Here is a 22,033-nt window from a genome sequence, read left to right as displayed (position 1 = left end):
GACCGGTGTGGCCTGGCAGCAATCGTGCCGGTGCCGAAATAACCCGGGGTCCGCCGTCGTTGTCCCCAGTGTGCGTGTGCCGGAAACCGGGTGCGCCTGACGGACCATCGTCCGAATCACTGCTCCGCTACGAAAGGCCGGCTTTTCCTGTGACTGTTCCGCTTTCCATTCTTGATCTGGCAACCATCGGCAAGGGCCAGACGGCGGCAGAGAGCTTCGCGGGAAGCGTGGCCATGGCGCAGCTCGCCGAGAAGCTGGGCTACCGGCGGGTGTGGTACGCCGAACACCACAACATGTCCTCCATCGCCTCCTCGGCCACCAGCGTGCTGATTGCCCACATCGCCGCCCACACCGAGAGCATCCGGCTCGGCGCCGGCGGCGTCATGCTGCCCAACCACTCGCCGCTGACCATCGCCGAGCAGTTCGGCACCCTCGAGACCCTGCACGCGGGCCGGATCGACCTGGGCCTGGGTCGGGCGCCGGGCAGCGACCAGAACACCCTGCGGGCACTGCGCCGCGATCCGATGTCCTCGGACAGCTTCCCGCAGGACGTGCTGGAACTCCAGGCCTACTTGAACGGCCCCACCCGCATTCCTGGCGTGGAGGCCACGCCGGGCAAGGGCACCAACGTGCCGCTGTACATCCTCGGCTCTTCGCTGTTCGGGGCCAATCTGGCCGCCCAGCTGGGCCTGCCGTACGCCTTCGCCTCGCATTTCGCCCCCAACGCACTGCAGGACGCGGTCGCCATCTACCGCCGTGAGTTCAAGCCCTCCGCTCAGCTCGACGCCCCGTACGTGATTGCCGGTGTGAACGTCGTCGCGGCGGACTCTGCTGCGGACGCGCAGGCGATGTTCCGGGAAACCCTGCGGGCCCGCGTCTCGCTGTTCTTCGGCAACGGACGGGTGTTCACCGACGACGAGGCGGACATGATCCTCGACTCGCCGCAGGGCCAGCACGTGGTCCAGATGATGAAGTACTCGGCTGTCGGCACCCAGGACGCCGTGGTGGAGTACCTGGATGAATTCACCGTGCACGCCGACGCCGACGAGCTGATAGTTGCGCACCAGAGTACTGGAACCGAAACGCGGCTGCGTTCCGTTGAGCTGCTGGCCGAGGTCGCTGGACTCGTCAGGGCCTGACCGCCTCACGGGCGAAGGCCGCGGCACCGCGGCACGGCGGTGCGGGATAAGGTGCCGCCGGGAACGCCGGTGCCGGACGGAAAAATCGTTGACTTCATGAGTGGGCGACCCTACGGTTAAGCCCACCAGGGCGTCGGCTGTGTCCGGTGCTAGCTTAAAAAGCATTCGTTAAACCATGCATTCGTTAAACCATGCAGTCGTCAGACCCCGCAGTCGTTAGACCCGCATTCCGGGATAGATTAGAAAAAGCCAGGGGCAAACTTGAAGATCAAGGCCACCGCTGCAGCCACTGTGATGACCCTGTTAGTCATGGCCGGCCTCATCCAAGGCGCCTCGTCGCAGGCATCTCTCGACGGTCCGTCGCCGGCACCGGTCGCCGGAACGAACTATTACCTCAGCGATGCCGGCGACGACAGCAATGTCGGGACGTCGGTTGACGCCCCCTGGAAATCGATTTCGAAGATCAACGACACCGTTTTGGAACCGGGGGACTCCGTCAGCTTCCGCCGGGGTGACACCTGGAACGGCGGTGTTGTTGTCAACCAAAGCGGAACGACTCGAGCGTCAATCACCCTGAACAGCTATGGAAGCGGAAGTCCTCCGACGATCGTGGTGGGGCAGTCAGGAAACTGCGTCAGGGTGAATGGCAACTTCATCACGGTGGACGGATTGCGCGCAGAGGGATGCGGCTACGCGGGATTCGGCATTTACGGTGACAATGGCGTCGTGAAAAATGTCGTTGCCGTAAACAATGCGGCAGGCATCCAGGTGGGCAACGGCTCCGATTTCGGCAACTATATGAATAACACCCTGACTGACAACAACATCATGAACGTGAACACGCCGGGGGCAGGCTGCGGAACCCGTGCCGCCGTCGACTGCAACGACGATTCGGGAGCATTCGGGGTGCTCATCAACGGCAACGACAACGAATTTTCCGGCAACGTCATCACAGGTTCCACCGCGGCCTCCTACGATTTCAGCCACGACGGCAGCGCCTTTGAAATCTTTAACGGCAGCCGCAACAGAATCCACCACAACGTCTCAGTAGACAACAATGTCTTTTCCGAGATCGGCCGCTCTAATGGAACCGCTGACGATAACGTCTACAGCTACAACCTCATTCGGGCGAGCTGCGGCGCCGAGTGTTCCCAGGCAACCGGCCTGATCGCCCGCGGCCCAACTTCTTCCTTTGGCCCGACCAACGGCACCGTCTTTGAACACAACACCGTCTGGCTGGACGGGCCGGAATCCAAGGCCGTGGTCTGCCATGCATCGTGCCCCTCCTCGACGGTCATCAGGGCGAACATCCTGGTGGGAGCGAGTAACTCCCTGTGGATGGACGGCTCCGGCTGGACCGAGCAGCAGAACGTACTCAACGGCCCCACCAATATTTCCCCGAGCGCCAGCTCGAGCACCGCTCCGGCGCGGTTTGTGGACGCGCCTGCTGACCTGCACCTGTCCAGTACGAGCCCCGCAATAGACCGGGGCGGCACCAGTCCGATCGGCCTGGACCTCTCCGGGCAATCCCTGCCGCAAAACGGGGACTGCGTAGGTACAAGCGCTCCCGATTCGGGTGCGTACGAGTACGACTCCCCGAACTGCTAGCAGCGGGGATGCGGCGGCTGCAGACGTTACATAGCTGCAACAGCGGGGACACCTGGGGGAAATGGTGCCGGGAGGATACTGGAGATACGTCCTTTACGGACGATTTTCTTGCAGGCATTGGGGACTATCCGAAGGACTCAGCCCATGCCCACCCCGCTCAACCAGTCCCTCGCTGACTCTGCCCTCCTGACCAAATCACTGCCGCTGGGCCTGCTCCGCGCCTTTGTACAGACCAATGCCGCCGACGACGGCCTGACACCGAAGCTGCTTGCGGAGCTCAAGATCCTGGCCCGCACGCCGGGGTTGCTCGTGGCCTGCAACTATGGCGGAACGCTGTGCGCCGCGGAAGGCGTTTCCACCGAAACCCTCCCGCTGGCCAGCGCCGCGATCGCGTTCCGTGCGCTCGCCGCCCTCCCTAACACGCACGTGGCCGTCATCTCGGGGAGGTCCCTGCGCGATCTGGCCGCCGTCTCGCGGCTCCCCGCCGAGGTGCATCTTGTCGGCTCCCATGGCGCCGAGTTCGACATGGGTTATGCCCACGGACTGTCGCTGGCCACCGAATCCGTGCTGCAGCAAACCAGCCAGGCTCTCGCCGAAACCATTGGGGCCTACCGCGGCATCACCCTCGAACGGAAGCCGGTGGCAGTGGCCGTCCACACGAACAGCGCCACGCCGGAGGTGGCGGCCAAGGCTGCCGCAAAGGCGGAGCAGATTGCCCGGGCGCACGGGCTGTCCTTCATCGTGGACGGCTCGGTGCTGGACCTGTCCGTGGTGGAACCGTCCAAAGCCTCCGCACTGGAGCACCTCCGGTCCATGCTGGGTGTGAGCGCGGCCCTGTTCGCCGGGGACGCTGCCAGTGATGAGCTCGCGATGGCCACCCTGCGCGGGCCGGACATGGGCCTGCGGGTGGGGGAGGGCCCGACGCTGGCCTCGCACCGGCTGCGGGACCCTGAGTCCTTCGCCCGGGTACTGGCCATCCTCTTTGAACTGCGGCGTGCCTGGCTTTTCGGGGAGGACGCCGTCGGCCTGGAGCGGCTTTCTCTGATCGGCAACGGTTCGTCCACGGCACTCATTACCCCGGACGCCAAGATCTGTTGGATGAGCCACCCGCTGCCGGACTCGGGGTCGCTGTTTGCCCATCTGCTCGGCGGGGACGCGGCTGGGCACTTCTCCGTGGAACCGGTGAAGGCCTCGCAGGTCCTGGGCCAGCGGTACGTGGACAGCACCATGATCGTCGAAACGCGCTGGGCCGACGTCACAGTCACCGACTATCTGGAACCCGCGCCGGAAGGGATCACCAGCCTGGTCCGGGTGCTCTCCGGCACCGGAACGGCGAGGATCATCTTCGCACCCCGGCCGGACTACGCCAATGCGCCCTTCAGCATGGAAGCGCGCGGTGCGGAGGTGCACGTCGTGGGCACCGCGGACCCGATCATCCTGCTGGCAGCGGGCGTCGGCTTTGCCATCACCTCGGATGGCCGCCATGCCACCGCCACGGCCGACGTTGAGCTCCGCCACGGCCCCGTGGTGCTCAACCTGCGCTGCGGCGACACGGAACCGCAGCCCGCGGAGCCGCCGGACGAAAACTCGCGCCGCACCGCCGTCGCACATAGCTCGCGGCGTTGGGTGCAGGGGCTGGAGCTGCCGTCCGTGAAGCCGTCCCTGGTCCGGCGCTCGGCGCTGGTGCTGCACGCGCTGGTCCACGAGCCGACCGGCGCGGTACTGGCCGCGCCCACCACCTCGCTGCCGGAAGGGATCGGCGGCACACGGAACTGGGACTACCGGTATTGCTGGCTCCGGGACGGTTCCATGAGCGTCAACGCCCTCGTGGACCTCGGCTCGACGGCGGAAGCGGAGGGCTTTCTGGACTGGCTGGGGCGGATCCTGGCCAACGCACCGGGGCCCGAATGGCTGCATCCGCTGTACTCTGTGACCGGGGCGCCGCTGTCCACTGAGGCCATTATCGAGAGCCTGCCCGGGTACGCGGGGTCCCGCCCTGTGCGGATCGGCAACGCCGCGGACCATCAGGTGCAGCTGGACGTGTTCGGGCCGATCGCGGAGCTGATCGATGCACTGGGCAAGCGGAACGGTGCCATGTCGGATGCGCACTGGGAGCTCATGGTCCAGATGGCCGCAGCCGTCCTGGCCCGCTGGCGCGAGGCGGACCACGGCATCTGGGAGGCCCGCCGGGCGCCCCGGCACCACGTCTACACCAAGGTGATGTGCTGGGTGACGCTGGACCGGGCGCTGCGGGCGGCAGCCCGCCACGGCCGGACGCCGCTGCCGGACTGGGAGCCGACGGCCGCCGCCATCCGCGAGGAGGTCCTGTGTGAGGGCTGGGACGAGACCGCGGCGTCTTACACTGTCGCCTACGACAGCCCGGACCTGGATGCGGCCGTACTGCACATCGGCCTCTCCGGGCTGCTCGATGTGAGCGACCAGCGATTCCTGGACACGGTCACCGCTGTGGAGCGGGAACTGCGGGTGGGCCCCACGGTGTTCCGGTACCGGTACGACGACGGCCTGCCGGGGCTGGAGGGCGGGTTCCACATCTGCACCACCTGGCTGATCGAAGCCTATGTTGCTGTGGGGCGGATCGACGAGGCCTGGGACCTCTTCGACCAGCTCGTGAACCTTTTCGGGCCGACCGGGCTGCTGCCGGAGGAATACGATCCGGGAACCGAAACGCACCTCGGCAACCATCCCCAGGCCTACTCACACCTGGGCTTCATCCGCTGCGCCCGTTTGCTGGACGGGCTGCCGAGGAACTAGGCGTCGACAAGGCTGCGGAAGCGGCACGCTACTCGCAGGCGACGCCGTCGCCGTCGCGGTCCAGCTTGCTGCTGTAGCCCGGCTGGCCCGTCCGGATGGGGGCGGCTCCGGCCGCACGGACCGCGGAGCAGTTTGCGTAATAGACGGCGGCCGGAGCCGCCTGAACTACCGCCGCGGCAGCGGGCGCTGCCCGGGGCGCTTCCGCGGCCGGCGGCGAGGCCTCCTGGTTCGTAGGCGCCAGGGCGCCCGGGCAGTCACCCAGGACGCGTGCCATCGCATCGTGCTCGGCCTGGGTCACCCACAAGGCATAGCTGGACTTGACCGAGATCTGGCGGGCCACGTAGGCGCAACGGAAGGATTTGTTCGGCGGCAGCCAGGTGGCTGCGTCGCCGTCGCTCTTCCGGAGGTTGGTGGGGCCGTCCACCGCCAGCAGGTTCAGGGGATCGTTGGCGAAGGACAGGCGCTGGGCCGGGCCGAGCTGCTGCGCACCCTTCTGCCAGGCGTCGCTGAGGGCGACGACGTGGTCGATCTGCACTGCTGTGCTGGTGCTGTTGCCGCGGAGGAAGTTGATGAGGGCCGACGTATAGGGGTCGTTCAGGATGCCGGACAAAACAACGCAGTCCCGCGTGCCGGGCTTGAGGGCAACGGCGGAGAGGTCTCGGCGGAGCATGTCGTTGCGGGTGTCACAGCCGTTGCGGTCGACGTCGGCCCAGGCCTGGCCGAACTGATCGCGCGAGTATCCGGTCTTCGGTGCCCGGCCCTTGATGGGCAGCGTCGCGAGCACTTCGAGGGCCTTGCTGGCGTAGGCCGGCTGCGGGTGCGGGGCGTTCGTGCCGGCGAGGGCGACGCCGGGGGTGGTCTCCGGGTCCAGCGGGGCGTCATCGGATGCCGTCGTCGTCGGCGCGGCCACGGCAGCCGGGGACGTGCTGGCGGCGGAACTCCCGACGGCGGCCGCAGGAGCGGCCTCGGGGCCGGCGCACGCGGTCGAGGAAACGAGCAGCAGCCCGGCCAGGCCGCAGGCGATCCAGTCGATGGCCCCCGGTCCGCGCCGTGCAGTGTGCGATTGGACGCGGCGTGAATGGACGCTGTTCAATTGTCTCCCCAGTACGAGCGTGTGTCCGGGCCGAACCCCGGCCGGTCACAGCCTACCGCGGGTGTCAGGCGAGGAGCAGGGCCACGCCGATCATGGCCGGCACCGCCACTACAAATCGTGATCAGCACGGTGTCCTTGGCTACGGTGAGGCCGGTCTGGTAGGCGCTCGCGGCGACGAACACGTTCTGCGCCGTGGGCAGGGGCCGGTCACGGCCGGCATCGGCCAGCCGGCCGAGACACCGTCAGTTCAGCGACGCGTTGTTCAGCGCGTGCGGCGGCCGTATCAGCCCGGGCGCGTGGCCCTCCGCCGGATCATTGCCGATCTGGACGATTTTGTTGTCCTTGTCCACATGGACGACCTTGGGGCTGTAGGCCTTGGCCTCTTCCGTGGTCATCTGGGCATAGGTGATAAGGATGACGATGTCGTTCTCATGCATGAGGTGGGCGGCGGCGCCGTTGATCCCGATCACCCCTGTTCCGCGCTCGCCGGCGATCGTGTAGGTCTCCAGCCGGGCGCCGTTGGTGACGTCGACAATCGCCACGAGCTCACCGGGGAGGATATCGGCGGCCTCCAGCAGATCCAGGTCCACGGTGACGGAACCGACATAGTGGAGGTCCGCGTGCGTGACCGTGGCGCGGTGGATCTTGGACTTGAATATTGTTCGATTCATAACGTCACCAGTCTAGCGCCGGGCCAGCAGTAGCGCTGTGAGCCAGCGAACACCGCCGCCCAGTTGACGGGCCGACGCCGGATGGCCGGCCGAGCGCTCAGTCCGACGCCGGCCCGGTTGCCCGGGAAATGGACGCGGCGGTCTCGGCAAGGATCTCGCGGGCGGCCAGAATTGCGGGCCGCGTGGCACTCGAGCGCCGCACGGACGTGAAGACTGTGCGGTGCGGATCGCCCGGGAGACTGATCAGCTTGGCAGCCGTGCCCCTTCCGGTCCAGACGAGGTCCGGCATCAGGGCCACCGCGTTGCCCGATTCGATCAGCCGGATCTGCGCCTGCAGGTCCGCTGTCTCGAAACGGACGTCGGGTTCGAATCCCGCGCTGCGGCAGGCCTGTTCGGCCCAGTGACGCGACGCCGCGCCACGCGGCTCCATCACCCAGGCCAGCTCGGCGGTATCCGCCAGGGAGGTGATCGGGGGCCTATTGGTCGACGGCGGCGGAACGGCGAGCCGGATCGCGTCGGTTGTCAGCCGGATGCGGTCCAGCTCGGCGTAGCGGGGCGCCGCATGGCCGGGATACTGCTCGGCGATGACGAGGTCGAAGTCCCGGGCCCACGTCTCATGGAGGGCCGTTTCGGGTTCGCGCTGCGTCATTTCGATCCGGACCTCGGGGTAACTCGAGGACATCCGGGTCAGTGCATCGGGCATCAGCGCCAACGCCGCCGACTGGAAGACGGCAATCCGCACGGTCCCGGTCACCGTGGTGAGCGACGCCGCCAGATCCGCCTCCGCCTGCTCCAAGGTCTCCAGCAACTGGGCCGTGTGCGCCACCAGGACTTCGGCCTGAGGCGTCAACTGGACGCGGCGCCCGGTCTTCCTGAGAAGCTCAACCCCGGCCTCCTTTTCCAGCAGCGCCAGCTGCTGCGAGACCGACGACGGGCTGTATTGGAGCGCCTCGGCGACCTTCGCCAGGGTGCCCCGGATTTTCAGTTCACGCAGCAGGCGCAAACGCCGGACGTCGAGCATCGCGATCCTTTGTGAATTCTAATGGTTATTGATTAGGAGAAGTCACTTTATCTAATGCAACCGTGCTTGCATACTGTTGTCACTGAGTAACCCCCATCACAGGGCGGATTGATGGGCACCACATCTGACCAGGAGTCCTTGATGAGCACAAAAGATCTGACCCAGTCGATCATGAGGCGCAAGCCCATCGACGACATCGAAGAAGAGAACAAACACAGCGGATTGTTCAAGAGCCTCGGGCTCTGGCAGCTGACAGCCATCGGCGTCGGCGGCATCATCGGCGTCGGCATCTTCTCCCTGGCGGGTCTCGTGGCCCACGGCAGCGCGTCGGAACCCGGCGTCGGCCCGGCGGTGCTGTTCTCGTTCCTGATCGCGGGCCTCGCCTCGGCGGCTGCCGCGCTGTCCTACGCGGAATTTGCGGGCATGATCCCGCGGGCAGGCTCCGCCTACACCTATGGCTACGTGGCGCTGGGCGAGGTGATCGGATGGTTCATCGGCTGGGACCTGCTGCTCGAGTACATCGCCATTGTGGCCGTGGTGGCGATCGGCATTTCCGGTTACTTCGACGCGTTCCTCTCCGGCATCGGCCTCCACATGCCCGTCTGGATGACGTCGACGGCGGATGAGGGCACGGGCGGCGTCGTGAACGTTCCGGCGATCGTGGTCTGCCTCATCGTGACCTGGATCCTGTCCCGCGGCACCAAGACCTTCGGACGGTTCGAGCTCGTGGCCGTGGCGATTAAGGTCGTCCTGATCCTGTTCATCATCGGCCTCGGTCTCTTCTACATCAACACGAATAACTACAACCCGTTCATGCCCAGCGGCTTCGGCCCGGTCCTTGCAGGCTCCGCCACCGTGTTCTTCGCCGTGTTCGGCTACGACGCCATGAGCACCGCCGCGGAGGAAGCGACCGACGGCAAGAAGCACATGCCGAAGGCCATCATCCTCTCCCTGATCGTCGCCATGCTCCTGTATGTCGCCGCCACCCTGGTGCTCACGGGGATGCAGAACTACCAGGACATCGACCCCAAGGCCGGGTTCGCCTCCGCGTTCAACGGCGTGGGCCTGCCCGTCATCGCGACCATCATCTCCGTCTTTGCCGTGCTGTCCATCCTGACCGTGATGCTCACCTTCCTGCTCGGTGTCACCCGCGTCTGGTTCTCGATGAGCCGCGACGGGCTGCTCCCCGGCTGGTTCGCCAAGACGGACCGCCACGGCACCCCGCAGCGCGTCACCTGGATCGCCGGGGTCGCCGCGGCCCTGCTGGCCGGCGTCTTCCCGATCAAGGCCGTCGCGGACCTGACCAACATCGGCATCCTGGCCGCGTTCGTCGTCGTATGTCTGTCGGTGATCATTTTCCGGTACAAGAAGCCGGACGCCCCGCGCACGTTCCGGCTGCCGCTTATGCCGCTGGTACCCGCCTTTGGCATGCTTGCCTCCGGGTTCCTGATGCTCCAGCTGCACTGGGAGACCTGGCTGCGCTTCGGAGTATGGCTCGTTATCGGTCTGGTGATCTACTTCAGCTACGGCCGCAAGCACTCGCTGATGAACCCGGACAGCCCGCGGCACGAAGAGATCGTGGAGATGCACCGCCCCATCGGCTAGCACTGCCATCTAGCCATTTTCGGCAGGCTCAACACCCCTCACCCGCCTTGCGCTATCACCTACGGCCCCTATCCAGAGCTCTTGGGGACCGTACGTGATAGCGCATCCGGGATCGGTGGGTGTTGGGCCTGCCGAGAGCTGTTTAACGGCCGTTTCGCGCCAGATGTCCGACGGTTCGGACAGCAGCCCAAACGTTCGAGTTTTCTAACTTGTATTGCTTAGAAATCATCGCTTTATCTTACGAAAATCCGGTCGCATACTGATTCAAGAACGGTCCACATTTTGAGAAAGAACGAGTGCCAGCCATGACCAACATTTCAACGGAGTCCGGCGTGACCAACGGCTGCGCCGCAGGCAACGAAGCCACGCATGCCCCCGCCTCGGAAGGCTCCCCGGTCATTGAAGCCGCAGCCCTCGCCGAGGACACCACCGCACTGGTCCGCCACTGGCTCGCCGAAGCCGCCAAGGTCCCCGTTGATGCCTCGGCCGAGCAGCTCGCCGGCGTCCTGAAGGACCCGAACGGCCTCGACTTCACGGTCGGGTTCGTCGACGGCGTCGTCCGGCCCGAAGACCTGCAGGTCGCCGCCCGCAACCTCGCCGCCCTGGCGCCGAAGGTCCCGGCTTTCCTGCCCTGGTACATGCGCAGCGCCGTCCGCCTCGGCGGCACCATGGCCCCGGTCCTGCCGCAGGTGGTCATCCCGATCGCCCGCCGGGTGCTCCGCGACATGGTCGGCCACCTCATTGTCGACGCGACCGACGCCAAGCTGGGTCCGGCCATCGCCAAGATCCGCAAGGACGGCATCAAGCTGAACGTCAACCTCCTCGGCGAGGCCGTCCTCGGCGAACACGAGGCCTCCCGCCGGCTCGAGGGCACGCACACCCTGCTGTCCCGGCCCGACGTCGACTACGTCTCCATCAAGGTCTCCTCCACCGTGGCCCCGCACTCCGCCTGGGCCTTCGACGAGGCCGTCGAGCACGTCGTGGAGAAGCTCACCCCGCTCTTCACCCGCGCCGCCTCCTTCCCCAAAGCGAAGTTCATCAACCTGGACATGGAGGAATACAAGGACCTGGACATGACCATTGCGGTCTTCACCCGGATCCTGGACAAGCCGGAATTCAAGAACCTCGAGGCCGGCATCGTGCTGCAGGCCTACCTCCCGGACGCCCTCGCCGCCATGATCCGCCTGCAGGACTGGGCCGTCGCCCGCCGCGCCGACGGCGGCGCCGCGATCAAGGTCCGCGTCGTCAAGGGCGCCAACCTGCCGATGGAGCAGGTCGAAGCCTCCCTGCACGACTGGCCGCTCGCCACCTGGGGCACCAAGCAGGACTCGGACACCAACTACAAGCGGGTCATCAACTACGCGCTGCACCCGGACCGGATCCGCAACATCAGGATCGGCGTCGCCGGCCACAACCTCTTCGACATCGCCTTCGCCTGGCTGCTGGCCAAGCAGCGCGGTGTGGAGTCCGGCATCGAGTTCGAGATGCTGCTCGGGATGGCCCAGGGCCAGGCCGAAGCCGTCAAGAAGGACGTCGGCTCGCTGCTCCTCTACACCCCGGTGGTCCACCCGGCCGAGTTCGACGTCGCGATCGCCTACCTGATCCGCCGGCTCGAGGAAGGCGCCAGCCAGGACAACTTCATGTCCGCCGTCTTCGAACTCAGTGAGAACGAATCCCTCTTCGAGCGTGAGAAGCAGCGCTTCCTCGCCTCGCTCGCCCAGCTCGACGACGAGGTCCCGCCGCCCAACCGCCGGCAGAACCGCAGCCTCCCGGCCGCGCCGATGCCCCACGCCGATCAGCCACAACGTAGCTTCGAAAACACCCCGGACACCGACCCCTCGCTGCCCGCCAACCGCGACTGGGGCCGCGCCATCCTGGGCCGCGTCACCACTTCCACACTCGGCAACGCCGCCGTGGACGCCGCCACCATCAACGACGCCGCAACCCTCAACACCGTGATCGAAACCGCGGTGGAGAGCGGCAAGGCCTGGGGCGCGCTCTCCGGCGCCCAGCGTGCGGCGATCCTGCACCGCGCCGGCGACGTGCTCGAAGCCCGCCGCGAAGACCTGCTCGAGGTCATGGCCAGCGAGACCGGCAAGACCATCGACCAGGGCGACCCCGAGGTCAGCGAGGCCGTGGACTTCGCGCACTACTACGCCGAGTCCGCCTGCAGGCTCGACGACGTCGACGGCGCCACCTTCGTTCCGGCGAAGCTCACCGTGGTGACCCCGCCGTGGAACTTCCCGGTGGCCATCCCGGCCGGCTCCACCCTCGCGGCCCTCGCCGCCGGCTCCGCCGTCGTGATCAAGCCCGCCAAGCAGGCCCGCCGCAGCGGCGCCGTGATGATCGAGGCCCTCTGGGAAGCCGGGGTGCCCCGCGAGGTGCTCACCATGGTCCAGCTGGGCGAGCGTGAGCTCGGCCAGCAGCTGATCTCCCACCCCGCGGTGGACCGGGTCATCCTGACCGGCGGCTACGAGACCGCCGAGCTGTTCCGCTCCTTCCGCAAGGATCTGCCCCTGCTGGCAGAGACGAGCGGCAAGAACGCCATCATCGTCACCCCGAGCGCGGACCTGGACCTCGCAGCCAAGGACGTCGCGTACTCCGCCTTCGGCCACGCCGGCCAGAAGTGCTCCGCCGCCTCGCTGGTGGTCCTCGTCGGCTCCGTTGCCAAATCGAGGCGTTTCCATAACCAGCTGATCGACGCCGTCACCTCGCTGAAGGTCGGCTACCCCGAGGATCCCGCCAGCCAGATGGGTCCGATCATCGAACCCGCAAACGGCAAGCTCCTCAACGCGCTCACCACCCTGGGCGAGGGCGAAAGCTGGGCCGTCGAGCCCCGGAAGCTCGATGTTTCCGGCAAGCTCTGGAGCCCCGGCGTCCGTTACGGCGTCCGGCGCGGGTCCTACTTCCACCTCACCGAGTTCTTCGGCCCCGTGCTGGGCGTCATGACCGCGGACACCCTGGAGGAAGCCATCGCCATCCAGAACCAGATCGACTACGGCCTCACGTCCGGCCTGCACTCGCTCAACACCGAAGAGCTGGGGATCTGGCTGGACACCGTCCAGGCCGGCAACCTCTACGTCAACCGCGGCATCACCGGTGCCATCGTCCAGCGCCAGCCCTTCGGCGGCTGGAAGAAATCCGCCGTCGGCGCCGGCACCAAGGCCGGCGGGCCCAACTACCTCGTCGGGCTCGGCGAATGGACCAGCAAAGCCAGCACGGCTGGTGCAACCCCGGCGCACGCCGGTGTCCGCCGGATCGAAAACGCGGCCAAGTCCTTCCTGGTTGCCGAGGAACTGCAGATGCTGCAGCGCGCGCTGGCCTCCGACGCGATGGCCTGGGCCAAGGAGTTCGGCACCGCCAAGGACGTCTCCGGCCTGAGCGCCGAACGCAACATCTTCCGGTACCGGGCACTGCCGGTCACGGTGCGCCTCTCCGAAGGAGAACCGCTCGCCTACCTGATCCGGACTGTGGCTGCCGGCGTGCAGGCGGGATCCACGCTGACGGTGTCCACCGCCGTCGAACTCCCCGACCGGCTGGGCGCCGTGCTGTCCGGTCTCGGCATCGCCGTCACCGTGGAGAACGACGCCGAGTGGCTGGCGACCGCCGGCAGCCTTGCCGAGGCGGGCAAGCTGTCCGGTGGCCGGATCCGGCTGATCGGCGGAGATGCGCAGGCCCTGGCCGAAGCCACCGGCGGCCGTCCGGACGTGGCGATCTACGTCCACCCGGTCACCGAGGCCGGCCGCGTTGAGCTGTTGCCGTTCCTGCACGAACAGGCCATCAGCATCACGGCGCACCGCTTCGGCACCCCGAACTACATCTCGGACGCGCTCATCTAGCCCGCTCCCAGCCAGAAAAAGCACGAGCCAGGCGGCCACCCTCCAATGGTGGCCGCCCGGCTCATGTAGTTCTTGGGGCTCGCTGGTTCGGGACTCAGCCGAAATACCAGCCCGGCGGCACCCAGGAAGCCGGCACCGCGTGGGCGGAGAAGTCGTCGCAGCCGGAGCAGAAATAAGTGACCTCACCCAGCCGGCTGACGGAGCTGTCCCGTCGCTGCGTTGCCGGGACAAAGGTCTCGAGGTAGATGAATTCGTCGGTCCCGCAGCGTTCGCAGTAGGGGCTACCTACGAAGTCGGCATCCGCCGGGGAGACTCGGTGTGTGTCGCGGCGGCCCCGGCCAGCGTGCTGGCCGGCGGCGCTGTGGTGCCGTGCCGGAGTCAGCGGACGCACCGGCGTGAGTGCGCGGTCAGCCGAAGCTGCGGGAGCATGTGGGCGGTTTATGGCTGTCGTCATTGTCGGCCTTCCCGAACGCCGCCGGTACCGCTGCCGAAAGGCAGACGCGCAAGGAAGCGTTCGTTTTTCGAATGGTTGTCATTTTCGAATCGTTGTCATGGGCCACTGCTTGACATTCAACGTTCTTAGGATAGGTCACGTACTGCGTGCGATCAATGGTCCGGGTAAGTACGCCTTCCGAGTAGGTACACCGTCAGTACCCGTACTTTTCTGCCTGCCAGGCGGCACCGGCCGGGCGGATCCTCAGGCGGAGCGCTTGAGGGCCCGCCCCACGATCGCCTGGGTGAGGGCGTCAATCACCGCGGTATTGGCCAGCGGGTTGCGGATCAGGGTGAAGTCGACGTCGCCCACGGGCGGCAGGTCGAAACGCCGCGTGATGACCAACAGGTCATCCGGGACCAGGGAGGACGGCATCACGGCGACGCCGATTCCCGCCCGGACTGCCGCGAGCACTCCGCTGATCTGGCGTGTGGTGCAGGTGATCCGCCAGGTCCGGCCGGAGGACTCCAGTGCGTCAATGGCGAGTTTCCGGCTCAGGCTCGGCGACGGGTAGGCAATCAGCGGTACCGACTCGGCCGGATCGAGCACGGTCTGCTCCAGGCCCACCCAGGCGAAGGAATCCTGCTGGACCACTGTGCCGTCCTTCGCGCCGGCGACCCACTTGACGAAGACGAGGTCCAGCTGGCCGGCGTTGAGCCGCTTGTAGAGCTGGTCGCTCTGGCCCACGGTCAGTTCCAGGTTGATCAGGGGGTAGACCTGGCGGAACTCCCGGAGGATCCGCGGGAGCCCCGTGATGGCCAGGTCGTCTGCGGTCCCGAACCGCAGGCGTCCGCGCATGGCGGATCCGGAGAAGTAGCGGGAGGCGGCGTCGTGCGCGGAGAGGATGCTGCGGGCAAATCCGGCCATCGCGTCGCCGTTGTCCGTCAGGCGCACATCGCGGGTGTCGCGCGCCACGAGGACGCGCTTCGCGGCGGCCTCTAGCTTGCGGACATGCTGGCTCACGGTCGGCTGTGCGAGGCCCAGGCGTTCGGCGGCCTTGGTGAAGCTCAGGGTTTCGGCGACAGCCAGGAAGGAACGGAGCTGGGCGGGTTCGAACATGCGGACTCCTGGCCGGGCGGCACATGGGCGCCGCATTGCGTTTCGTAATGCGAGTTATGCGGAGAATATGCTTCCGCAATCTGTCCGGGCCAGCTTAGCGTTAAGGCATCCCCGCACACCCGCTCCCTTGAGGACTATTCGTGGCACCCCCTCCGCCGTTACAGGCCAACGCGACCCCACTACCGGACACCATCACGCAGCCGATCGCCGTCGTCACCCAGCGCCTCCCGTGGCGCCACACGTTCATTTCCCTGAGGGTCCGGAATTTCCGCATCTTCGCGATCGGCCACTTCATCGCCGTGATCGCCCTCTGGATGCAGCGGATCGCCCAGGACTGGCTGGTCCTGGAGCTCTCGGGCTCCGTCACCGCCGTCGGCATCACTGTGGCGCTGCAGTTCCTGCCCTCGCTGTTCCTCGGGCCGTGGGCGGGGATGATCGCGGACCGCTTCGCGAAGCGGAGGATCCTGATGCTGTGCCAGTCCGCGGCCGCCGGGCTTGCGGCAATCCTCGCGGTGCTGGCACTGACCCAGCGGATCGAAGTCTGGCACGTCTACGCGATTGCACTGGCCTTGGGGTTGGTCACGGTGCTGGACCAGCCGGCCCGGCAGGTCTTTGTCAATGAACTCGTGGGCCCGCTGTACCTGCGGAACGCCATCAGTGTGAACTCCACGACCTTCCAGCTCGGCGGCCTGATCGGCCCGGCAGTCGCCGGGCTGCTGCTCACGGCGGTGGGTGCCGGCTGGGCTTTCGCCGCCAACGCCGTGGCGTGCTGCTCCACGGTCGCGATGCTGCTCACCCTGCGGAAGGACGAGTTGCACATCAGCGCTCCCGTCCCCAAGCGCAAGGGCATGCTCCGGGAGGGGTTGAATTACGCGCTCAGCAAGCCCACCATTTACTGGCCCTGGCTCATGGCCGGCTTCGTCGCCGTGTTCGCGATGAGCCTGCCGGTGCTGCTGGCCGCATTTGCGGACCATGTGTACGACGTCGGCGCCGGCGGCTACGGCCTGCTGAACGCGCTGGTGGCACTGGGCGGGTGGAGATCGGCGACGTCGAGGACGTTCTGCTGCGGCCCCAGCACCCCTACACCCAGCGGCTGCTGGACGCGGTGCCGCGCCTGGCCATTGCCCGGGACCGGGAAGAGCCCCGGGCGGCCACCGCCGGCACCGGGGCGCCTGTCCTTGAACTGGACAATGTGGATGTGGTCTATGGCTCCGGCCGCCGTGCCTTCAAGGCGCTCGACGGCGTGAGCCTGTCCCTGGCCCAGGGGGAGACCCTGGGGCTGGTAGGGGAGTCCGGCTCCGGCAAGTCCACCGCGGGCCGCACGGCCGTCGGGCTGCTCAAGCCAGCCGCCGGCACCGTGCGGTTGTTCGGCAAGGACCTCGGCAAGGTCCGGGGCCGGGCACGCAAGGCGCTGCAGTCCCAGCTGGGCATTGTGCTCCAGGATCCCGTGGCCTCCCTGGACCCGCGCATGAGTGTTGCCGATTGCATTGCCGAGCCGATGCTGGTGCACAGCAGGTCCTCGGCCGCCGAGCGGACGAATCGGGTGGGGGAGCTGCTCGACGCCGTGCATCTGCCCTCCGCCGTCTTTGGCCGCTACCCGCACGAACTCTCCGGCGGCCAGCGCCAGCGCGTCAGCATTGCCCGCGCGCTGATCCTCGGGCCCCGGCTGCTGATCGCGGACGAGGCCACCAGCGCGTTGGACGTTTCCGTCCAGGCCAGCGTGCTGGCCGTGCTCAAAGAACTGCAGGAGCGCATTGGCTTTGCCTGCCTGTTCATCAGCCACGATCTGGCCGTGGTCCAGGAGATGGCCGCGCAGGTGGCTGTCATGCGCTCCGGCAAGGTGGTCGAATCCGGCCCCACGGAAAGCACGCTCATCGCCCCGCGCGACGCGTACACCCGGGATCTGCTCTCCGCCGTCCCGGTGCCGGACCCCATTGTGCAGCGCAGGCGGCGCGAGGAGCGGTTGGCTGCCATGAACGAAGACAGGAGCCTGGTCGTTACACCGTGAAAGATCTGGTTATTGGAATAGACATCGGGGGAACCAAAACCCGGGCCGTGGTCTGCGACGGGAACCTGCGGGTTCTAGGCCGGGTCACCCGGCCAACCCCTGCCAAAGCCGGCAACGGTGCGATGGTTGCCACCGCCGCCGACATGGCCCGGGAGCTCATGGCCGGGACCGACGGCGCGCTGTGCGCCGTCGGCGTCGGCGCGGCTGGGGTCATCAACCACCTCGACGGAACCATCCTTGTCGCCAGCGATTCCTTCGTGGACTGGGCGGGCACCCAGGTGGCCCGCATCCTGGGCGATGAACTGGGCGTCCCCGTCTCCGTGGACAACGATGTGAATGCGTTTCTGGCCGGAGAAGTCGCCGCGGGTGCGGCCAGCCGCCGGCAGAACGTCCTGGGGATTACCCTCGGGACCGGCGTCGGCGGAGCCGTGCACTCCAACGGCTGGCTGGTCCGCGGGGCCCACGGGGCGGCGGGGGAGATCGGCCACGTGCCAGGTTTTGGCGATGCCCTGTGCACCTGCGGCCAACGGGGGCATTTGGAGACACTGGCCTCCGGGCGTTCCATCGCCCGGCGGTACGAGGAACTCTGCGGCATGGCAATGGATGCGAGGCAGATTGCCGCAGCCGCACGGGCCGGGGATCCGCACGCGCTCGCGGTCTACACCGACGCCGGAATGGCGGTGGGCCGGGCCATCCTGATGGTCGCAGGTTTGGCCGATCCGGACACCGTTGTCGTTGGCGGCGGAGTGACGCAATCCTGGGACCTGCTGGAACCGGCCATCCTGCATGCCCTGGAGAAGGAACCGCCCGTCAGCGGCCATCCCATCGCCATCCGGCGCTCCGAGCTCGACAGCGACGCGGTCGCAGTGGGCGCCTGCGCCATCGCCCTGGACCTGCTGGGCACTGCGCTGGAGCGCCCGGACGAGCTGCAATGGCTCTAGCTAGCTGCGTGCGGACGACGTTTTGGCGTCCACGTCGTCCAGTAGACGGACGGTGCCGTTGTTCCAGTTGGCCTTGAGCGCAGCAATGCATCCTTCGACGTCGCCACTGATGAGGCGCTCTGCTATCTCCTCGTGCTCCGAGGCTGACCGCTCGATAACCTCTGTGCCTAGACGCCCAGCGGGGAGTGCGGGTACTCCGGCTCCCGCTGCTGGAACTGCAGCACATCCGGATTGACGATCACGCCGTCGCGGATTTCAATCGCGCGGCGGATGGTCTCATTCGCGGCCCAGGCCTCGGGACCGGAAATCACGGTGGACAGGAACGGCAGCAGCGCCTCGCTGATTTCCCAGCTGGAGGAGTTCCAGAGGTAGGACGGGCTGTGGTCCACCGCGTAGTAGTCGATGTGCTCGCCCACCTTGAACATGGGCTCAGTGAACGTGGTGGCCTTCGCCCAGCTGAACCCCATGCCCTCGTCGCAGGACACATCCACGATCAGGCTGCCGGGCCGGAAAGCGTCCAGGTCCTCGGTGCGCAGATAGGTCAGCGGCGCGTTGGGGTCCTGCAGCGTGCAGTTGACCACGATGTCGCTCTCAGCCAGGAACGGCGCCAGCGGCACCCGTCCGCGCTCGGTGATGACCTGGCTGAGGAACGGCGCCTTGTCGTCGTGGTCGAACTGCGCAATCCGTACCGAGTGGATGGGCGAACCGACCGCGGCGACGCCGCGGTTGGTCAGCACCTGGACGTCGTGGATGCCGTGGGCGTTCAGGGCCGTCACCGCGCCGCGGGCGGTGGCGCCGAAGCCGATCACGACGGCGCTCAGCCGGCGGCCGTAGTCACCGGTGCAACCGGTCAACGCCAGGGCATGCAGCACGGAGCAGTAGCCGGCCAGTTCGTTGTTCTTGTGGAACACGTGCAGTCCGAAGCCGCCGTCGCTGGCCCAGTGGTTCATCGCCTCGAAGGCGATCAGCGTGAGCTTCTTGTCGATCGCCAGCTGGGTGATGGCGCGGTCCTGGACGCAGTGCGGCCAGCCCCAGAGGACCTGCCCGTCACGGAGTTCGGCGAGGTCTTCGGGCTGCGGCTTGGGCAGGAGGACGACGTCGGCCTCCGCCAGCAGCTGCGCGCGCGGCACGATGCGTCCCACCAGCGGGGCCAGGTGGGCGTCCGACACGCCGAACCGCTCGCCATAACCCTCCTCCAGGATCAGCTGCTGCCGGAGTTCCGGTGCGATGCGGTCAAGGTGAAGGGGGTGGATCGGGAGACGCCGCTCGTCAGGCTTTCGAGTGCTGGCGAGGACTCCGAGGGTGAGGCGGTTCGAGGAACCGGTCACTTCTTTTTGGGGCTCGCCGGCTTGGTGCTGGTGGCCTTGTCCAGGGAGCTGGGCGGCGCTGCGGCGGTCCTCTTGTCGGCCCGCTTTTCCTTGATGGATTTGCCGGATTTCTTGGATGCTGCTTGACGGGGGGACTTGTCAGCCATGATCGCTCCTGTAGCGGAACCGAAGAGGTTCCAGACTTCGAACGATACAGGTAGCGACCTAACGGCCCGGCCGCGATGGCCGCCGGGTCCGGCGCCGGCGGTGCGGGAAAATGGAGCGGCTGACGGGAATCGAACCCGCGTATCAAGCTTGGGAAGCTAGCGCTCTACCATTGAGCTACAGCCGCAGCGGGACTGTCCAAAGTGCTGGACGTGGTCCCTGCGAAACAACGAGATTTACATTACCCCAGACTGCGGCCGTCTCTGAACAACGCCACGTCCTGTCTGTGGTGCCGGGCGAAAAGCCGCCGCTCGGCGAATGGCAGCGGCCACCGGGCTGCCCGTGATGTCCTGGACCCCCACTCGAACGGAATAGGGAAGTTCCGACCAGCCCGGACGTTTGTTCATGGGAAAACAGCAACGGCGGCTACGCCGCCGCCGAGGCGGCGCTGCAGCGGTCAGCGGAGCGGCCTGACTCCCGGAGCCCGCAGGAATCTATAGCCTCGATCCATGACTGTTCTTCGGAGGGAAGCCCGACGGTGCTAGAAGATTCCACGCCGGCGCTGGACGCGGAGCCTGCTGGCGGAAACGCCGTTCCCCGGCAGGCCCCGGCGGCACCAGCAGCTGATTGGGACCATCTACGGCTTGTACGGGGCTCCAACGGCGGCGCCTTGCCCGTCTCGGGGTGTGGGCCTGCTTCCCGCTGGCCGACCTGATCGTGGGTTTGCTGATCGCGGCAGCAATTATCATTTTGCTGTGGGGAACGGTCCGGACGGCCGGCCGGCGGCTGATGGACGGCATCGAACCAGACCTTCTGGAGAGGGCCCGGTCGGCCCTTGCCGCCACCTCCGGCATTGACGCCGTCCCGGACCTTCAGCTGCGCTGGATCGGACACCGCCTCCAGGGCAACGCCACTATCCAGGCGGCAGACATGCCGATCTCGGCCGGCGACTTGATGACAAAGGCGTAGGCCTGAGCGACCTCTGAAAAAGCTCATGCGAGCGGATACTGCAGCAGCGTGACAGCCATTGCAGTCTCCTCATGATCATTCCGGCGCGTGTCCGCAGGAAGCTTCGCAAATCTTGGTGCTCGGTTTAATCTTGGTGCTCGGCTTAGTGGTCTGTTCCCCGCATCCGGGCGGCGACGACGATTCCTGAGGCTGCTGTTAGGGCGGCGACGACGGCGACAGCCGCGGGGATGCCGTAGGCGTCAGCCAGGAGTCCGGAGAGTAGGGCGCCGACGGCGAACCCGCCGTCGCGCCACAGGCGGTATACCCCGACTGAGCGTGCGCGCCATGCGGGGTGGGCGACATCGCCGATGGCGGCCAGCAGCGCCGGGTAGACCATCGCGGTCCCGGCTCCAAGCAGGACGGCTGCAATGAGCCAGATACCGAAGCCGGTTCCTGCGGCGACCATGCCCAGCGCCGCAGCCTGGACGAGCAGGCCATTCACGATCAGCCATTTGCGGCCGTATCTGTCAGACAGGGCACCGGTGGCCAGCTGCCCTGCACCCCAGACGGCCGGGTAGACGGCGGCGAGGACGCCGATCTTTTCGATGGTCAGGCCGCCGGCGGCGAAGAGTACGGGGAACAGGCCCCAGGCAAGGCCGTCGTTGAGGTTGTTGACCATGCCGGCCTGGCTGACCGAGGAGAGTGACTTGTCCCGGAAGCTGGTCAGGGTGAACACCTGCCGGCTGCTGAGCTCGGCGTGCGCGTCGGCATGGGCGGCGGTGTGGTTGGCGGCTTCCAGCGTGGCGTGGTGGCGGGTTTCCTTGACGGACAGCACGGACAGCCCCAGTCCGAGGCCGATGTAGGCGGCTCCGAGCAGAAACGGGCCCGGCCGGAGCCCGTAGTTCGCGGCAATATAACCGGTGGCGACGGCGGTGCCGGCCACGCCGAGGTAACCGGCCGCCTCGTTGAAGCCCATGGCCATGCCGCGCCGGGACGGGCCGACGAGGTCCATCTTCATGATCACCGTGGTGGACCAGGTCAACCCCTGGCTGATGCCCAGGATGACGTTGGCCGCCACGATCCAACCCCAGGACGGGCCGAAGATCAGCAGCAGCGGAACGGGCAGGGCGATAAGCCAGCCGGCGACCAGCACGGGTTTGCGGCCGTACCGGTCCGAGAGGGTTCCGGCGAAGTAGTTGGTGGCGGCCTTGGCCAGGCCGAAAGCCAGGATGTAGGTCAGAGCGGACGTGTAGTGGTCCAGATGGAAGACCTGTCCTGCCAGCAGGGGCAGCACGGTGCGTTCCTGACCGAGGGTGCCGCCGACGAGGGCGTTGACTGCGACCAGGAGGATGAACTGGGCGATG

The 22,033-nt window shown here is 67.0% G+C and carries 16 protein-coding genes, 1 tRNA gene and 3 pseudogenes; 10 read left to right on the top strand and 10 right to left on the bottom strand.

Translation table 11 applies throughout. The features are described from left to right. Positions 1-149: 149 nt before the first annotated feature. From ACQCSU_RS10040 to ACQCSU_RS10030, 3 genes are all read left to right on the top strand, one after another. Positions 150-1,139 carry an LLM class flavin-dependent oxidoreductase gene (locus ACQCSU_RS10040; protein ID WP_426979580.1) on the top strand — a complete coding sequence of 330 codons (990 nt, stop codon included), beginning with the start codon at positions 150-152 and terminating at the stop codon, positions 1,137-1,139. 261 nt (positions 1,140-1,400) lie between these two features. Continuing rightward, positions 1,401-2,747 carry a hypothetical protein gene (locus ACQCSU_RS10035; protein WP_426979578.1) on the top strand — a complete coding sequence of 449 codons (1,347 nt, stop codon included), beginning with the start codon at positions 1,401-1,403 and terminating at the stop codon, positions 2,745-2,747. A gap of 144 nt (positions 2,748-2,891) precedes the next feature. Then, positions 2,892-5,519: a trehalase-like domain-containing protein gene (locus ACQCSU_RS10030; RefSeq protein ID WP_426979577.1), complete on the top strand. Its 2,628-nt coding sequence runs from the start codon at positions 2,892-2,894 to the stop codon at positions 5,517-5,519. A gap of 28 nt (positions 5,520-5,547) precedes the next feature. On the opposite strand, the gene ACQCSU_RS10025 is transcribed toward ACQCSU_RS10030, so the two are convergent. The 4 genes and pseudogenes from ACQCSU_RS10025 to ACQCSU_RS10010 form a co-directional block, all read right to left on the bottom strand. Next, positions 5,548-6,612, bottom strand: a complete 1,065-nt coding sequence (locus ACQCSU_RS10025) for a GmrSD restriction endonuclease domain-containing protein (protein ID WP_426979576.1) — start codon at positions 6,610-6,612, stop codon at positions 5,548-5,550. A gap of 64 nt (positions 6,613-6,676) precedes the next feature. Further along, positions 6,677-6,812: pseudogene (locus ACQCSU_RS10020) on the bottom strand (AEC family transporter); the annotation flags it as partial. 42 nt (positions 6,813-6,854) lie between these two features. Then, complete coding sequence (panD, locus tag ACQCSU_RS10015; RefSeq protein ID WP_426979575.1) at positions 6,855-7,283, bottom strand: aspartate 1-decarboxylase; 429 nt, start codon at positions 7,281-7,283, stop codon at positions 6,855-6,857. Positions 7,284-7,380: 97 nt separating this feature from the next. Then, on the bottom strand, positions 7,381-8,304 hold the full coding sequence (locus ACQCSU_RS10010; RefSeq protein ID WP_426979574.1) for a LysR family transcriptional regulator: 924 nt from the start codon (positions 8,302-8,304) through the stop codon (positions 7,381-7,383). A 141-nt stretch (positions 8,305-8,445) separates the two neighbouring features. On the opposite strand from ACQCSU_RS10010, the gene ACQCSU_RS10005 reads away from it, so the two are divergent. Both ACQCSU_RS10005 and ACQCSU_RS10000 read left to right on the top strand, forming a co-directional pair. Beyond that, the gene (locus ACQCSU_RS10005; RefSeq protein ID WP_426979573.1) at positions 8,446-9,909 is read left to right on the top strand and encodes an amino acid permease; all 1,464 of its coding nucleotides are present in this window, start codon (positions 8,446-8,448) and stop codon (positions 9,907-9,909) included. Positions 9,910-10,214: 305 nt separating this feature from the next. Beyond that, complete coding sequence (locus ACQCSU_RS10000) at positions 10,215-13,748, top strand: proline dehydrogenase family protein (protein ID WP_426979572.1); 3,534 nt, start codon at positions 10,215-10,217, stop codon at positions 13,746-13,748. A gap of 94 nt (positions 13,749-13,842) precedes the next feature. Here ACQCSU_RS10000 and ACQCSU_RS09995 read toward each other — a convergent pair whose 3' ends face one another. After that, the gene (locus ACQCSU_RS09995; protein ID WP_426979571.1) at positions 13,843-14,202 is read right to left on the bottom strand and encodes a hypothetical protein; all 360 of its coding nucleotides are present in this window, start codon (positions 14,200-14,202) and stop codon (positions 13,843-13,845) included. A 243-nt stretch (positions 14,203-14,445) separates the two neighbouring features. Further along, entirely contained in the window at positions 14,446-15,300 is an 855-nt protein-coding gene (locus ACQCSU_RS09990) for a LysR substrate-binding domain-containing protein (RefSeq protein WP_426979570.1), read from the bottom strand. Positions 15,301-15,440: 140 nt separating this feature from the next. Here ACQCSU_RS09990 and ACQCSU_RS09985 point away from each other — a divergent pair. From ACQCSU_RS09985 to ACQCSU_RS09970, 4 genes and pseudogenes are all read left to right on the top strand, one after another. Beyond that, positions 15,441-16,358 (top strand): annotated as a pseudogene (locus ACQCSU_RS09985) (MFS transporter); the annotation flags it as partial. Then, positions 16,334-16,387, top strand: a pseudogene (locus tag ACQCSU_RS09980) (hypothetical protein); the annotation flags it as partial. The pseudogenes ACQCSU_RS09985 and ACQCSU_RS09980, both read left to right, overlap by 25 nt. Before the next feature lie 111 nt (positions 16,388-16,498). Beyond that, complete coding sequence (locus tag ACQCSU_RS09975) at positions 16,499-17,308, top strand: ABC transporter ATP-binding protein (RefSeq protein WP_426979757.1); 810 nt, start codon at positions 16,499-16,501, stop codon at positions 17,306-17,308. After that, the gene (locus ACQCSU_RS09970) at positions 17,305-18,249 is read left to right on the top strand and encodes an ROK family protein (protein WP_426979569.1); all 945 of its coding nucleotides are present in this window, start codon (positions 17,305-17,307) and stop codon (positions 18,247-18,249) included. The genes ACQCSU_RS09975 and ACQCSU_RS09970 overlap by 4 nt, the downstream gene beginning before the upstream one ends. Positions 18,250-18,416: 167 nt before the next feature. Here the strand turns inward: ACQCSU_RS09970 and ACQCSU_RS09965 are convergent, their stop codons facing one another. From ACQCSU_RS09965 to ACQCSU_RS09955, 3 genes are all read right to left on the bottom strand, one after another. Then, positions 18,417-19,577, bottom strand: a complete 1,161-nt coding sequence (locus ACQCSU_RS09965) for a N(5)-(carboxyethyl)ornithine synthase (RefSeq protein ID WP_426979568.1) — start codon at positions 19,575-19,577, stop codon at positions 18,417-18,419. After that, positions 19,574-19,723, bottom strand: a complete 150-nt coding sequence (locus ACQCSU_RS09960) for a hypothetical protein (RefSeq protein WP_426979567.1) — start codon at positions 19,721-19,723, stop codon at positions 19,574-19,576. The genes ACQCSU_RS09965 and ACQCSU_RS09960 overlap by 4 nt, the downstream gene beginning before the upstream one ends. A gap of 111 nt (positions 19,724-19,834) precedes the next feature. Beyond that, a tRNA-Gly gene (locus ACQCSU_RS09955) sits at positions 19,835-19,908 on the bottom strand. 440 nt (positions 19,909-20,348) lie between these two features. Between ACQCSU_RS09955 and ACQCSU_RS09950 the strand changes: the two genes are divergently transcribed. Further along, positions 20,349-20,690, top strand: coding sequence for a hypothetical protein (locus tag ACQCSU_RS09950; RefSeq protein ID WP_426979566.1), 342 nt, complete (start codon positions 20,349-20,351; stop codon positions 20,688-20,690). Positions 20,691-20,832: 142 nt separating this feature from the next. Here ACQCSU_RS09950 and ACQCSU_RS09945 read toward each other — a convergent pair whose 3' ends face one another. Continuing rightward, entirely contained in the window at positions 20,833-22,020 is a 1,188-nt protein-coding gene (locus tag ACQCSU_RS09945) for an MFS transporter (protein WP_426979756.1), read from the bottom strand. Between the last annotated feature and the right edge of the window lie 13 nt (positions 22,021-22,033).

It is taken from the genome of Pseudarthrobacter sp. O4 (genome assembly GCF_050157025.1).
In the GTDB taxonomy this organism is placed as follows: Bacteria; Actinomycetota; Actinomycetes; order Actinomycetales; family Micrococcaceae; genus Arthrobacter.
This window is presented reverse-complemented; position numbering and strand designations above follow the sequence as displayed.